The sequence below is a fragment of the Pseudomonadaceae bacterium SI-3 genome (assembly GCA_004010935.1).
Taxonomy (GTDB): domain Bacteria; phylum Pseudomonadota; class Gammaproteobacteria; order Pseudomonadales; family Pseudomonadaceae; genus Stutzerimonas.
On the sequence record CP026511.1, the window covers coordinates 3199863 to 3213748 of the forward strand.

At 61.8% G+C, this 13886-nt stretch carries 14 protein-coding genes; 8 read left to right on the forward strand and 6 right to left on the reverse strand.

The window, feature by feature from the left end:
• Positions 1 to 10 precede the first annotated feature (10 nt).
• On the reverse strand, positions 11 to 448 hold the full coding sequence (locus tag C1896_15030) for a hypothetical protein (GenBank protein ID AZZ46097.1): 438 nt from the start codon (positions 446 to 448) through the stop codon (positions 11 to 13).
• A gap of 346 nt (positions 449 to 794) precedes the next feature.
• On the opposite strand from C1896_15030, the gene C1896_15035 reads away from it, so the two are divergent.
• Together C1896_15035 and C1896_15040 are read left to right on the forward strand one after the other, a co-directional pair.
• Positions 795 to 1481, forward strand: coding sequence for a DUF4197 domain-containing protein (locus tag C1896_15035; protein AZZ46098.1), 687 nt, complete (start codon positions 795 to 797; stop codon positions 1479 to 1481).
• A gap of 24 nt (positions 1482 to 1505) precedes the next feature.
• Positions 1506 to 2123: a hemolysin III gene (locus C1896_15040; GenBank protein ID AZZ46099.1), complete on the forward strand. Its 618-nt coding sequence runs from the start codon at positions 1506 to 1508 to the stop codon at positions 2121 to 2123.
• Between the two features lie 23 nt (positions 2124 to 2146).
• Here C1896_15040 and C1896_15045 read toward each other — a convergent pair whose 3' ends face one another.
• The 3 genes from C1896_15045 to C1896_15055 form a co-directional block, all read right to left on the reverse strand.
• Complete coding sequence (locus tag C1896_15045) at positions 2147 to 2602, reverse strand: hypothetical protein (GenBank protein AZZ46100.1); 456 nt, start codon at positions 2600 to 2602, stop codon at positions 2147 to 2149.
• A gap of 173 nt (positions 2603 to 2775) precedes the next feature.
• Positions 2776 to 4140: a two-component sensor histidine kinase gene (locus tag C1896_15050; GenBank protein AZZ46101.1), complete on the reverse strand. Its 1365-nt coding sequence runs from the start codon at positions 4138 to 4140 to the stop codon at positions 2776 to 2778.
• Entirely contained in the window at positions 4140 to 4823 is a 684-nt protein-coding gene (locus tag C1896_15055) for a DNA-binding response regulator (GenBank protein AZZ46102.1), read from the reverse strand. Before C1896_15055 ends, C1896_15050 begins: the two co-directional genes overlap by 1 nt.
• A 218-nt stretch (positions 4824 to 5041) precedes the next feature.
• Here C1896_15055 and C1896_15060 point away from each other — a divergent pair, with 218 nt between their 5' ends.
• The 6 genes from C1896_15060 to C1896_15085 all read left to right on the forward strand — a co-directional run bounded on the left by C1896_15060 (position 5042) and on the right by C1896_15085 (position 9654).
• Entirely contained in the window at positions 5042 to 5305 is a 264-nt protein-coding gene (locus C1896_15060; GenBank protein AZZ46103.1) for a copper chaperone, read from the forward strand.
• A 22-nt stretch (positions 5306 to 5327) separates the two neighbouring features.
• Positions 5328 to 5771, forward strand: coding sequence for a DUF411 domain-containing protein (locus tag C1896_15065; protein ID AZZ46104.1), 444 nt, complete (start codon positions 5328 to 5330; stop codon positions 5769 to 5771).
• Positions 5772 to 5851: 80 nt separating this feature from the next.
• Positions 5852 to 7657 carry a copper oxidase gene (locus C1896_15070; GenBank protein ID AZZ46105.1) on the forward strand — a complete coding sequence of 602 codons (1806 nt, stop codon included), beginning with the start codon at positions 5852 to 5854 and terminating at the stop codon, positions 7655 to 7657.
• Positions 7658 to 7668: 11 nt separating this feature from the next.
• Positions 7669 to 8004, forward strand: coding sequence for a hypothetical protein (locus C1896_15075; GenBank protein ID AZZ46106.1), 336 nt, complete (start codon positions 7669 to 7671; stop codon positions 8002 to 8004).
• A complete protein-coding gene (locus C1896_15080; protein ID AZZ46107.1) occupies positions 7994 to 8974 on the forward strand; it encodes a copper resistance protein CopB in 981 nt (326 codons plus the stop codon). The genes C1896_15075 and C1896_15080 overlap by 11 nt, the downstream gene beginning before the upstream one ends.
• Positions 8975 to 8985: 11 nt before the next feature.
• A complete protein-coding gene (locus tag C1896_15085; GenBank protein AZZ47689.1) occupies positions 8986 to 9654 on the forward strand; it encodes a cytochrome C in 669 nt (222 codons plus the stop codon).
• Positions 9655 to 9708: 54 nt separating this feature from the next.
• Here the strand turns inward: C1896_15085 and C1896_15090 are convergent, their stop codons facing one another.
• Positions 9709 to 12291 carry a glucans biosynthesis glucosyltransferase MdoH gene (locus C1896_15090; GenBank protein ID AZZ46108.1) on the reverse strand — a complete coding sequence of 861 codons (2583 nt, stop codon included), beginning with the start codon at positions 12289 to 12291 and terminating at the stop codon, positions 9709 to 9711.
• Complete coding sequence (gene mdoG, locus C1896_15095; GenBank protein ID AZZ46109.1) at positions 12284 to 13801, reverse strand: glucan biosynthesis protein G; 1518 nt, start codon at positions 13799 to 13801, stop codon at positions 12284 to 12286. The genes C1896_15090 and mdoG overlap by 8 nt, the downstream gene beginning before the upstream one ends.
• Between the last annotated feature and the right edge of the window lie 85 nt (positions 13802 to 13886).

Consider the following 13886-nt stretch of genomic DNA (forward strand, 5'->3'; position numbering starts at 1 on the left):
TGGCCGGCAGTCAGGTGCCGAGCACCTCCAGCTTGGCACGTATGAAGTCTGAATGCGGCACATACAACAGATCGGCGATACGGCGGATCAGGTGGTCTTCGTATCGGTGGATATCGCCATCGGCGGCGGCGACGCGCCATAGCGTTTTGATCAGAACAAATTTTTCGTCCATCGAATATTGAGCGTTGATCAGCGTAGTGAATTCATACAGTGACGTCGATCGCTCGGCGGATTCCTGCGCGGAGGCGACCAGCGATTCGAGCTCGCCGTCTTCCAACCCCGAGCCGAGGCGGATGGCTTCGATAATGGCTTTTTGTTCGCCTGCATCGCTTTCGTAATCCGCACGGCCGACTTCGATCAGCAGCGCCGCTGCGGCCACTTCAACGCTGTGTCCCGTAGGCTGATCTTCCCCACTGCGGTCGAACAGCGACTTGAGTGCTTTGAGCATGGTTTCATTCCTCTACACGGGTTGGTATTCGAACGGATCCGCGGCGAAGGTTCAGCCGCAATCGTGTCGTCGGTCAGCGCGTAGCGGATGTTCGCTTTGGCAGATTGATGAATCCGCCTCATGATGATCTTTTTGTAGCCGTGAAGCGGGTAAAAGTTGCACCAACGCGACCGTTATAGCGCCCCGCACCTGCGCTAGACCGAGCGGCAGACATCGCTGGATGCCGCCGGCCGGCAGCGAATGGCGCGGACAAGCGTCAACGAAACGGTCGAAACAAGCTGCTGCCACCGTTTGGCACGCCGCGCCCGGCCTATTAAGCTCGCTGCATCACTCAGAGGATTTGTCCATGCTACGCACCACTGCTTTGCTCACCGGTTTGATCCTCTCCGCCAGCGCTTGGGCGCTTTCGCTGTCCGACCTAAGTCAGGGCGATGCTAACAAGGCACTGAAAGACGCGCTGAGCCAAGGGACGAAAGTCGCGGTGCAGCAGCTTGGGCGACCAGGCGGTTTCGGCAATGACCCGGAGCTGCGCATCGAGCTGCCGGGCAACATCGGCAAGGCTTCGCGCATGCTGAAAATGATGGGTATGGGCGACCAGGTCGAACAGTTGGAAACCGGCATGAACAAGGCCGCCGAAGCAGCTGTACCGCAAGCGCAGGCGTTATTGCTGGATGCGGTGAAGAAGATGACCGTAGCCGACGCCAAGGCCATTCTTGCCGGTGGCAACGACTCGGCAACGCAATACCTGAACAAGACCAGCCGAGACGAGATTCGTGCCAGGTTCATGCCGATCATCAAGCAAGCGACCGACAAAGTCGGCGTCGCCCAGCAGTACAACGCGCTGGCCGGTAAGGCATCCGGGCTGGGCGCGATCGACGCCAAGTACGGCACTGTCGAAGGCTACGTAGCCGAACAGGCGCTCGACGGGCTGTTCACCGTCATTGCCGAACAGGAGGCAGCCATTCGCCAGAACCCAGCACAGGCCGCCACTAGTGTGGCGAAAAAGGTGTTCGGCGCATTGATGGGTAATTGATCAACGGTTTCAAGGCTGCACACGATGTATCACGGAGAAAAATTCAACGCCTGGACGCACCTGACCGGTGGTGTGCTAGCGCTCATCGGAACGGTCTGGTTGCTGGTCCTGGCAGCCATGGATGGAGACCTGACGAAGATCGTCAGCGTCGCCATCTACGGTTTCACCCTGGTGCTGCTGTACAGCACTTCGACGCTCTATCACAGCGTCCGTGGCCGCGCCAAAGCGGTGATGCAAAAGCTCGATCATCTGTCGATCTATCTGTTGATCGCCGGCAGTTACACACCCTTCTGCCTGGTCACCCTGCGCGGCAGCTGGGGCTGGTGGCTGTTCGGGATCGTCTGGTCACTGGCGGTCATCGGCATGCTGCAGGAGATCAAACCGCGGTCGGAAGCGCGGGTGCTGTCGATTGTCATCTACGCGGTCATGGGCTGGATTGTGCTGGTGGCGGTCAAACCACTGCTCGCCGCACTCGGCACTGCCGGCTTCAGCTGGCTGGTTGCCGGCGGCGTGCTCTATACGGTGGGCATCGTCTTCTTTGCCTATGATCAGCGCTTCCGCCACTGGCACGGCATCTGGCACCTGTTTGTCATCGGCGGCAGCCTGCTGCATTTCGTGGCCATCCTGCGCTATGTGGTCTGACCCCGTTCAGCTGAGCGTGTCGATCACAGTTCGTGCATACGATTGACCTGTTGCGCCAGCCGCATGGTCTCGTGCTCCTCGAGCTGGAGCATCTCGCCGAGCAGCTCGCTCGCCTTGCCCAGTCCAGGCCGTTTTTCCAGCGAGCGATACAGATCGATGATCCGGTTGTGGATGGCGAACACTTCTCGTGAGATATCGTCGACACCCATCTGTGCATAGGCCTCACCGTCGAGGTCCAGCGCAACCACGTCACCCTCTAGCGCCTCGGGCAGCCGGGCTTGCAGGGCGCGCGGGTCGGCGTGTTCCTTGATCCGTGCAATCGTACGGGTCAACTCTTGCTCGTGCTGCGCGAGATAGACCAGCAGCATCTTGGCCAACGAGTCGCTGCGGTCCTCTGCGCCCTCGGTCATGCAGGTGGACAGTCGGGTATGGGCGTGGCTGGTCCAGTCGAGCAGCTCTTCGCATCGTTCGATGTTCATGGCACCTCCATCCGCCGCGTCTGTTTGCCGAGCAGGATAGCCAGCAAGTTGCAGGTAAAGCGGTAGACCGATGCAAACACGTGCAGCCCGGATTGGCCAGTGCTGGGTATCGATCAGCGACGTGTTCACCGTTAACGAACCGCTCCAAAGCCAGCGAACGCTACCGCCCATGATCAGCCACGGGTGTGGAACAGGATGTCGAACGACGTCCAGCCGTCGCGGCTGCTGCAATGGATCTCGCCATGGTGCGCTTCGATGATCGAACGGGTGATGGCCAGGCCCAGTCCAGCGTTGTTCGGGTTGCCCTCACGCCGCGCCGGGTCGACGCGATAGAAACGGTCGAACAGTCGCGGCAAGTGCTGTTCTGGGATGCTCGCACCGGGATTGCCGATGCTCAACGCCACATTCTGGCCGGTCGCCGTGATATCCAGCCGGATCGTGCCGCCATCGGGCGTGTAACGCAGTGCGTTGGACAGCAGATTCGACAGTGCCCGGTGCAGCATGGCGGGATCGCCCCGGAGCTGCGCATCACCTGATAGCAGGAAGCGGATACCGCGCTCATCGGCGGTCAGCTGGTAGAAATCCAGCAGTTTTTCGCACAACGCGTGCAATTCGATCGATTGCTCCTCGGGGATGATCAGGCCGTTATCAGCTTTCGCCAGGAACAACATGTCGTCGATCATCCGCGCCATGCGGCGCAATTCTTCCAGGTTCGAATAGAGGTTCTCCTGATAATCCTCGCGGCTGCGTGCACGGGTCAGCACCACCTCGGTGTGCGTCATCAGGTTGGACAGCGGCGTGCGCAACTCGTGGGCGATGTCGGCTGAGAAGTTCGACAGCCGCACGAAGGCATCCTCCAACCGCGCCAGCATCGCATTGAAGGCCACCACCAGTTGCTGCAGTTCGGCCGGTGTCGACTCGGTCGGAATGCGCTCGGTGAGTGACTTCGCTGACACCGATGCCGCCACCAGGGTGACCTCGCGTAACGGCTTCAGGCCGCTGCGCGCCAACAGCCAGCCGAGCACGCCACTGAGTAGCGCACAGAGAACCAACGCCCCCCAAAGCCAACCCGCAAGGGTGCGCAAGAACACCTTGTGTGTGGTGATATCGAGCGCCAACTCGATGCTCAGGGGCTTCCCCGCCACCTCGACCACACCGGCTTTGCGGCGCCATACCCGGGTTTCACGCCGCACCCCGCCGTCGGCGGAGCCGTGCGCATGCGTTTTCGCCGAACTAGTGGCACCGCTCGCGGCGAACAGCAACCTGTCCTTGGCGTCGACAATCCTTACCACCAGATCACTATGGCCGCCGAGCAAGGCCTGCAGTTGCGGGCGCAGCGCATCGAATTGGGCTAGGTCATCGACGCCTTTCAGCAGCTCGCGGCCGGCCCGGAGCTTGTCTTCCAGCGTGTGCCGGTCCAGTTCGTCGAAATGGTGCTGACTCAGCTGATAGAAGAAGAAGCCCGCCGCGCCGAGTACGCCGGTGACCGCCAACATGAACATCAGGCTCAGCCTGGCGGTTAGCGACAACTGCTTCATCAGCTTGGGTCCGGCTCGTCGAGCATGTAGCCCATGCCTCGCGAGGTGTGGATGAGCTTGGGCTCAAAACCATCGTCGATTTTGGCGCGAAGCCTGCGAATCGCCACCTCGATGACGTTGGTGTCGCTGTCGAAATTCATGTCCCAGACCTGCGACGCGATCAGCGATTTTGGGAGTACTTCGCCGCGCCGACGCAGCAGCAGCTCCAGCAAGGCGAACTCCTTGGCGGTCAGGTCAATGCGCTGACCGGCACGGATAGCGCGGCGCTTGAGCAGATCCACCTCCAGATCGGCAATGCTCAGCTGGGTCTGCAAGGCAGCCGCACTGCCCCTGCGCAGCAACGTGCGTACCCGCGCCAGCAGTTCGGAAAAGGCGAAGGGTTTGATCAGGTAGTCATCAGCACCCAGTTCCAGCCCCTTGACCCGGTCCTCTACTCGATCGCGCGCGGTGAGAAACAACACCGGCACCTCCTGCCCTGCCGCACGAACCATACGCAGCACTTCCCATCCGTCCAGCCCCGGCATCATCACGTCCAGGATCAGCAGGTCGTAAGGCGTACTCAGCACATGCTGCAAGGCGTCGGTGCCGCTGGTAACACGGTCGACGGAGAATCCTGCCTCACTGAGGCCCTGTTGCAGATAGGTCCCGGTTTTCGGTTCGTCTTCAGCGACCAGAAGCTTCATTCGGCTCGTCCTCTTTTCCATCGTCCAAGTCTGCCGGTATCACCGCTAACGAACCACAAGCTGACAGAAAAGTAATGTTCCGCTCAGCTTGCAGAAAGCCGCATCAGGCTATGTTGGTATTCAGACAAAGCGTTCGTTGTAGCACCTTGACCTTGCCATAAAGACAAGGTTGATGATCAAGCCTAGCCGGACTGACCGGCACCAACGGAGGGCTTCTCATGAATTTCACCCAGCTTCAGGTTCAAGGCATGACGTGCGGCGCCTGCGTTCGACACGTCACTCAAGCGTTGAACACCGTTAGCGGAGTCAATGCCGTCGAGGTCGACCTGCAAAGCGGACGGGTACGCGTCGACGGGGATGCCGACAATGCTGCGCTGATTGCCGCGCTGGACGAGGCCGGCTATCCCGCTCAGCTCGCGACCCAGACTACCCCGGACGCCGCACCCAAGAAAGGCTGCGGCAGCGGCTGCGGTTGTCGTTGATTTCTCATTCAGGAGAGCTGTCATGCGTTTCATCAAACCCAAACTCGCGATCATCGCCGCTCTGTTCATGGCCGGCAGCGCCCATGCCGCCGATGTGATCGACGTGCACCGGGACGCCAACTGCGGTTGCTGTAAGGACTGGGTCAAGTACCTGCAGGACAATGGCTACGAAGTCCGCGACCACGTAGAAAGCAACATGTCAGCCGTCAAGCAGCGCCTGGGCGTCGCCCCGCGGCTAGGCTCGTGCCACACCGGCGTGATCGACGGCAAATTCGTTGAAGGACACGTGCCAGTCGCACAGATCCGTGAGCTGCAACAGCGCGACGACCTGCTTGGTGTCGCTGCGCCCGGCATGCCAGCTGGCTCGCCCGGCATGGATTATGGCCAGCCGGCCCAGGCCTATCAGGTCATCGGCCTGACCGCCAAGGGCACTGACCTGGTCCTGGCAGACTACCCGGCAGAGTGAATCTGGCCGAAACCTCTTCGCCCGCCTGCCTCAGCGTTGGCGGGCGTAATTGCACTCAGAGCTGACCAAACAGGATCTCCATGCGCAGTACATCCTCGCGCCGTACCTTTGTCAAAAGCCTGGCCGCCGGAGGCCTTGTCGCCGGGCTGGGCGTTTGGCGTCAGCCCGTATGGGCTGTGGCACGCCCCGGCCAGTCGAACGACCAAGGTATATTGGCAGGCACCGAATTCGACCTGACCATCGACTCGCTCGGCGTGAACTTCAGCGGCCGTGAACGCACCGCGATGGCGATCAACGGGAGCATCCCGGGCCCGCTGCTGCGCTGGCGCGAAGGCGACACCGTGACGCTACGGGTGCGTAACCGCCTGCCGCAGGACACCTCGATCCACTGGCACGGCATCCTGCTGCCCGCCAACATGGATGGCGTGCCGGGCTTCAGCTTCGCCGGCATCGCGCCGAACGGCATGTACGAGTACCGGTTTCACGTCAAACAGAGCGGCACCTACTGGTATCACAGCCATTCGGCCTTCCAAGAACAGCTTGGTGTCTACGGACCACTGGTTATCGATCCGCTCGAGCCCGAGCCCTTCGAATATGCGCGGGACTACGTGGTGATGCTCACCGACTGGACCGATGAAGGCCCGGCGCGCGTACTCGACAAGCTGAAAAAGCAGTCCGACTACTACAACCGCGGACGGCGGACTTTGGGCGACTTTATCAATGATGTGGCGGACCAGGGCTGGCGCGAGACGATGAGTAATCGCTGGGCCTGGGCGAAGATGAAGATGACGCCCACCGATCTCGCCGACATCAGCGGCGAAACTTACACATACCTGCTCAACGGTCAGGCTCCGGACGACAACTGGACTGGCGTTTTCGAGCCAGGCGAACCGGTGCGCCTGCGCCTGATCAACGGCTCGGCGATGACCTATTTCGACTTTCGCATTCCCGGCCTGAAGCTCACCGTGGTGGCTGTCGACGGCCAGTATGTCGAGCCGGTCGAGGTCGACGAACTGCGCCTGGCCGTCGCCGAAACGGTCGACGTCATCGTCTCGCCGGACGGCAGCCAGCCGGCCTACACGCTTTTCGCCCAGTCGATGGACCGCAGCGGCTTCGCCCGTGGCACCCTGGCCGTTCGCCAAGGCCTGAGCGCGCCGGTGCCAGAGCCCGACGCGCGTCCTGAGCTGAGCATGGAAGACATGGGCCATGGCGATCACGACGCGCATGCTGCCCAGCCGTCCATGCAGCACGAAGCGCCACAACACGGCCAGATAGACCACAGCCAGATGCAACCATCAAGCATGGGCGGCATGGATCATTCGGCTATGGGCCATGGTGGCGGCGCCGTGGTCAGCGGTCAGATGCAGACGCACCCTGCCAGTGAGAGCGGCAATCCGCTGGTCGACATGCAGACGATGATGCCGGTGCCAAAGCTGGATGATCCGGGTATCGGCCTGCGCGACAACGGCCGCCGAGTACTGACCTACGCTGACCTGCGCAGCATCTTTCCTGACCCGGACGGCCGTGAGCCGACACGCACCATCGAGCTGCACCTGACCGGCCATATGGAGCGCTTCGCCTGGTCATTCGACGGCATTCCGTACGCGAAATCCGAGCCGATCCGTCTTAAGTACGGCGAGCGGGTGCGCTTCGTGCTGGTCAACGACACCATGATGCACCACCCCATTCACCTGCACGGGTTGTGGAGCGACCTGGAGGACGAAAGCGGCCATTTCCAGGTACGCAAGCACACCATCGACATGCCACCCGGTTCCAAACGCAGCTATCGCGTCACGGCTGACGCACTGGGGCGCTGGGCCTATCACTGCCACATGCTGATGCACATGGACCTCGGGATGTTCCGCGAAGTCCGGGTCGAAGAATGAAGGAGAACCTCATGAGCATTTTCAAACGCAACTCGCTGATTGCTTTCGGCTTCCTCACGGCGTTGCCCTTTACTGCGCTGCAGGCGCAGACCGAGCACGACGGCCACCATCCGGAAGGAGCCCCGCCGCAGCAATCCGTTCCCAAGGCCGGCCACCCGCAGACGCAACAAGGTGGAATGGTGCCCAGTGAAGAGATGGGGATGGACCATGAGGGCATGGATCACGACAAGATGATGCAGATGCACAAAGAGCATATGGGGTCCGGGCAGATGGACCACGGCAGCATGGGCAAGAGCCCGCAGCCACCCCAAGGGAGCGACGAAAAGAGCCCCCAGCATGACCATTAAGGTCGCGCTGCTCGGCGCGCTCTGCCTGGCTGCGGCCACCAGCCACGCGCAGGAAGCGATGGACCACTCCGGCCATGCCGACCACTCACCGGCCGCCGCCGTTCCCGCTGAAAGTCACGGTCAGAACCACTCGCAGCCGAACCACACGCAATCGGACCGCGGCATGATGGATCATGAGGCTATGGATCATGGGACGATAGACCATTCAAATCACGCCATGCCGCACCCCCCCCCAACGGGGATCCCGCCAGGCGAGGCAGATCGCCCGCCTGTCCCGACGCTTAGTCCCGCCGACATCGAGGCGGCCTTTCCCGACCTGCCCGAACACGGCATGCATCAGGGCAGCAGCCATTTCATGTTCGTCGCCGACGAGCTGGAATGGCAGGACGCCGATGCCGGAAGCGCGCTGGCCTGGGATCTGAGTGGTTGGGCTGGCGGCGATATCGATCGGCTGGCCTTTCGCTCGGAAGGCGAGCGAACCAATGGGCATACCGAAGAAGCCGAACTGCAGCTGCTCTGGAGCCATGCCATCGAACCCTGGTGGGAAACCGTCGCCGGTGTCCGCCAGGACTTCAAACCCGGCTCGCCGCAAACCTGGGCTGCATTCGGCCTGCAGGGAATGCCACTGTATGGGCTGGAAACCGAAGCCACGGCGTTTATTGGCGAGGGCGGCCAGTCAGCGCTCCGGTTGGAAGCCGAATACGACATGCTGCTGACTCAGCGCTGGGTGCTTCAGCCCACGGCAGAGATCAATCTTCATGGTCGCACGGACGAATCCCGTGGCATCGGCTCCGGGCTCAGCGATGCCAGCATTGGGCTCCGGCTGCGCTATGAAATCAGTCGACAGTTTGCGCCTTACGTGGGCGTCAGCTGGAGCCGGGCTTACGGCAACAGCGCCGAGCTGCAGCGGGCTGAAGGTGAAGACACAAGCGAGGCCCGTCTGGTGGCGGGCATCCGATTCTGGTTCTGAGGTAATGGATGATGCTCAAAACCCTGACGACATTGCTACTGGCTGCATTGGCCTTGATTCTGGCAGCTACCGCCGTGGTGTACTTTGGAGTCGTCAATGTCGCGGCCGACGTTCCGCATAGCGGGCCGATCCGGGCGCTATTGGAGACGGCCCGCCAACGCTCCGTCGCGGTTCGCGCCGAAGCTATAGAAGTGCCAGAACTGAGCGATGCTGAACTGATTCGCTCGGGCGCCGGTAACTACGAGGCCATGTGCGTCGCCTGCCATCTCGCGCCAGGGTCCGGCCCGACAGAACTGAGCGAGAACCTCAACCCTGCGCCGCCGAACCTGACTGACGCCAACCGCAAGCGCGACCCGGCCGAGGATTTCTGGACGATCAAACATGGGATCAAAGCCACCGGCATGCCCGCCTGGGGCCAGAGCATGGACGATCGCTACATCTGGGAACTGGTCGCCCTGCTCGAGCAGCTGCCAGCGCTAACAGCCATGGAATATAGAACACTGGTGGCAACCAGCAATGGCCATCATCACGGCGGCGGCGAGACTCACATGCCCAGCGGTGCACCCGGTGCTACAGCCGATCACCATGGCGACATGCGCTCGGCTGAAGAGCATCATCGGGCGATGGAGGCCAAGCCTGAAATCCACCGTCACGCCGACGGCAGCGATCACGCTCATTGATCGGCTGCCCCGCCGCGTCTCGATCAGACGCCGCGGAGGCCCTTCGGTTTAGCCCTAGGACGCTGCAACTGGTTCGATGCCGGAGGCTTCTTTACCGAAGTCAGGCTGGCGGTAGGCGTCGCGCCAGGCCTGGTAGCGCTGATCTTGCCAGACCCGCGAGTGCAGCTGCGCCATACCGTCCGGATCGTTCAGCAAGCGCCAGCGGGCCGCTTCGGCAGCACCGTTCGGTCCTGCATCGAGGATCTGCTGCATCCGCTGCTCACGCAGCAACTCGGCACCCGGCACCACCTTGGCATGCCGCGCCCGCGCCATCCCGCACACCAGCGCGTTGTAGATCGGATCGACAGTGGCTGCGATAAAGCCTTTCGTCAGGGCATTGGCCTGGTTCTCCCGCGTATAGCGGTCGGTCGACGCCAGCTCCTGCGGCGGCTTGAACTCCTCCGGGATCAGAAACAGCTTACGGCGAAACGCCGCAAGACCGAGACCGGTACGGCTGGTGATCACCGATACAGGCGCCGACAGGATCAGCGAAACCACGATTGGCGCCAGCCACCAGAGGAAGGCAGGGTCGAGCCAGCCCACCAATGCCGTCCAGAGCACGCCCAGCAGCATTTGCGGGCCGTGTCGACGCAAGGCTTCGCTCCACGGTGTCGCGTTATCGGCGCGCTGCGGTGAATTCCACTGCACCGACCAGCCTAGAAACGCAGCGCTGACGAATACCGTGTGGAACAACATGCGCACTGGCGCGGCCAGCATCGAGAACAGGCTCTCCAGCAGCATCGACAACAACAGACGAGTGCGCCCGCCGTACTCGTGAGCGCCCTGAATACAGATGAGCAATACGCTGAGCAGCTTCGGCAGGAACAGCAGGGTCAAGGTCGCCGTGAACAGCGCGATGGCTTCCTGCGGGTGCCATTGCGGCCACAAGGGATACAGCTGGTTCGGCTGCAGGAAATATTCCGGCACCATCAGCGTGTGAATCGCCAGCAGCCCCGTCGACAACGCCAGGAAGACGAACCACAGCGGCGCAGACAGGTAGGACATCACCCCGGTCAAGAACACAAAGCGATGCACCGTGTGCATCCCCTTGACCAGAAACAGCCGGAAGTTCATCAGGTTGCCGTGGCACCAGCGGCGGTCGCGCTTGAGTTCGTCAAGCAGGTTGGGCGGCAACTCCTCGTAGCTGCCCGGTAGGTCATAGGCGATCCACACCCCCCACCCCGCGCGACGCATCAGCGCCGCTTCAACGAAGTCGTGGGAGAGGATGTCGCCAGCGAACGAGCCCGTGCCGGGCAAGGGCGCCAAGGCGCAATGCTCAATGAACGGCTTGACCCTAATGATCGCGTTGTGGCCCCAGTAGTGCGACTCGCCCAGCTGCCAGAAATTGAGCCCGGCCGTGAACAGCGGACCGTAGACCCGTGTGGCGAACTGCTGCATGCGCGCGTACAGCGTATCCATGCCCGAAGCCTTCGGCGCCGTCTGGATGATACCTGCGCCGGGGTTGGCCTCCATCAGCCGCACCAGACTGGTCAGGCAATCGCCGCTCATCACGCTGTCGGCATCGAGCACCACCATGTAGCGGTAGCTGCTGCCCCAGCGACGGCAGAAGTCATCGATGTTGCCACTCTTGCGCTTCACCCGGCGGCGGCGACGTCGGTAGAAGATATGGCCGAAGCCATCGACTTCGCGACAGACCTCCAGCCAGGCCTTCTGCTCGGCGACACAGGTGTCGGGATCATTGCTGTCGCTGAGCACGAAGATGTCGAAATGTTCTAGCTGTCCCGTCGCCTTGAGCGACTCGAAGGTCGCGCGCAGCCCGGCGAATACACGCGGCACATCCTCGTTGGCAATCGGCATCACCAACGCCGTGCGCGCCTCGCGTGGGATTGGCTCGTCGCCAAGGGTAGTCGCCGAAATGTTGTAGCGGTCATTGCCCTTGAGCAGCTGAAAGAAGCCCATCAGCGCGGTCCAGAAACCCACCGACACCCAGCAGAACAACAGGGCGAACAGCAACAGAATGCTGGTTTGCACAACATACGGAAGAATCTGCCGTGCCGATTCTTGCAGCGGCTGCTGGAACACCTCCTGCAGATCGACCAGTGCCCAGCCCTGATACGGCAGCACCGATTTCATGTGCCAAGTGGCAACCACCGTCTGCAGCAGCATCAGCACCAGCAATGTAGCGCGCCGGACCGCCGCCACCCGGCGCCAACCCGAACGATCGGCGGACTGAGCCGGAGGCATTTCCACCGTGCGGTTCTTCTTGCGCAGCAAGCGCCACCAGCTGAGTCGTAACACGTTGGTATGCCAAGGCTCCGGCACCATGCGCGTGCGCACGATGGGCGGTGTCGACTCAATGCAGACGCGCCCCTGATGGTCGCGCGTTAGCGCCTTGGCACGCTCCAGGGTTTCGCCCCAGCCAAGCTTCAGACGAGCGGCGACCGAGCCCAGCAAATCGCCTCCGCTCGGCTCCACGTCACTGGCAGTTGGCACCGCCCGGCCCAATGCCCGATGAATATCCTCCAGCGCTCCATCGCCCTGAGCCATATTCTTGATCAGGGCTTGGCGTTGCGGGTCATCAAGGGGCAACTGGCTGATATAGCGCCCTGTTATCGAAGGGTCCACGGGACTATTCATTGGTCGGGATCTGGTAGCTCCAGGTTTCGGAAAGCGTCTTCTCGCCATCCACCAGCGCTGCCCTTAGTTCAACCGGTTGTTTGGGATCTCGAACCTTCAAACGCAAGGTCAGACGCCAGCCGTCGGTCACCGGGTTATGCCGCAGGTTGTTTTCCACCAGCTCGGCATTGTCACCAATGCTGACCCGCGTGCTGACCGGCGCGTCTGCAGGCAGCTCGGCCAGGTTGGGGCCGATGAAATCCACGATCAGCGCCGTGCTGCCGTCAGGCTGGCGAATCAGGTTGGACTGTTTGACATCGCCTGCCGACAGACGTGTCTGGCTGACCCAGGCAAGTTTCGGATCATGCAGCGCGGGTTCATCCATAGTGAAGTGCAGCCGGTACTCGAAATCCAGCGGCTCGCCGGGCTCCGGTCGCTGCTCCGGGACCCAGAAGGCAACGATGTTGTCGTTTGTTTCGTCAGGCGTAGGAATCTCGATCAGTTCCACGCGACCCTTGCCCCAATCGCCCTTGGGCTCGACCCAGCCGCTGGGCCGCAGCTCGTAGCGGTCGTCCAGATCCTCGTAGCGGCCGAAGTCGCGGGTACGCTGGAGCAGCCCAAAACCGCGCGGGTTTTCGACCGCGTAGCTGCTGATAGCCAGCCGCTTGGGATTGTTCAGCGGCCGCCAGATCCACTCGTCAGCGCCGGTATGAATCGCCAGCCCCTCGGAGTCGTGCAGCTGCGGCCGGTAGTTGAGCAGTTCGCTTGGCTGGTTGGCGCCGAACAGATACATGCTGGTGAGCGCAGCGATGCCCAGCTTCTCCACGGGCTCACGCAGATAGACGCGCGCTTTGACATCGACCGTGCTGTCCTTGCCGGGCGTGACCACCATCCGATAAGCGCCGGTGGCGCGCGGGGAGTCAAGCAGCGCATAGATCACCAGGTTGCGACGGTCAGCTTCGGGGCGTTCGATCCAGAATTCGCGGAAGCGTGGAAACTCCTCTCCGCTCGGCAGCGCTGTATCGATAGCCAGACCGCGTGCAGACAGGCCGTATACCTGATCCTTGCCGATGACCCGGAAATAGCTGGCGCCAAGCAGCGTCATCAGCTCATCGGCCTTATCCGGCTTGTTCAGCGGATAAAGCACTTTGAAACCGGCAAACCCAAGGTTTTCCAGCGCAGCAGGTTCGATCTCAACGTTGCCGAACTCGAACATCTCCGGGCTATAGCGCACCTTCTCGACGCCTTTGGCGGTGATCTCGTTGATTCGCACCGGAACATCGAAGTGCATGCCCTGATGGTAGAACTGCACTTCGAAAGGCGTCGGCGCGTCATGCCAGAGCGCCTTGTCACCGCGGAAGCGCAGCTGCTGATAGTCAGCAAACGCCATGTTGCGGAACACGGGCGGCAGATTGCTCTTCGGCGCTGCATAGCCTTCGGCCGCCAGTTTTTCCGCCTTGGCCGCGACATCATCGAGGCTGAATGCCCAGCTACTGCAGGCAAACAGACCCAAACACAGACTCAACGTCATTCCCAGTGCCCGACCTGAGCGAGCCCCTGATTTGAAATGATAGGTACGTGACACATCGCCTCCTGAGCAATCACGATTACCGCTG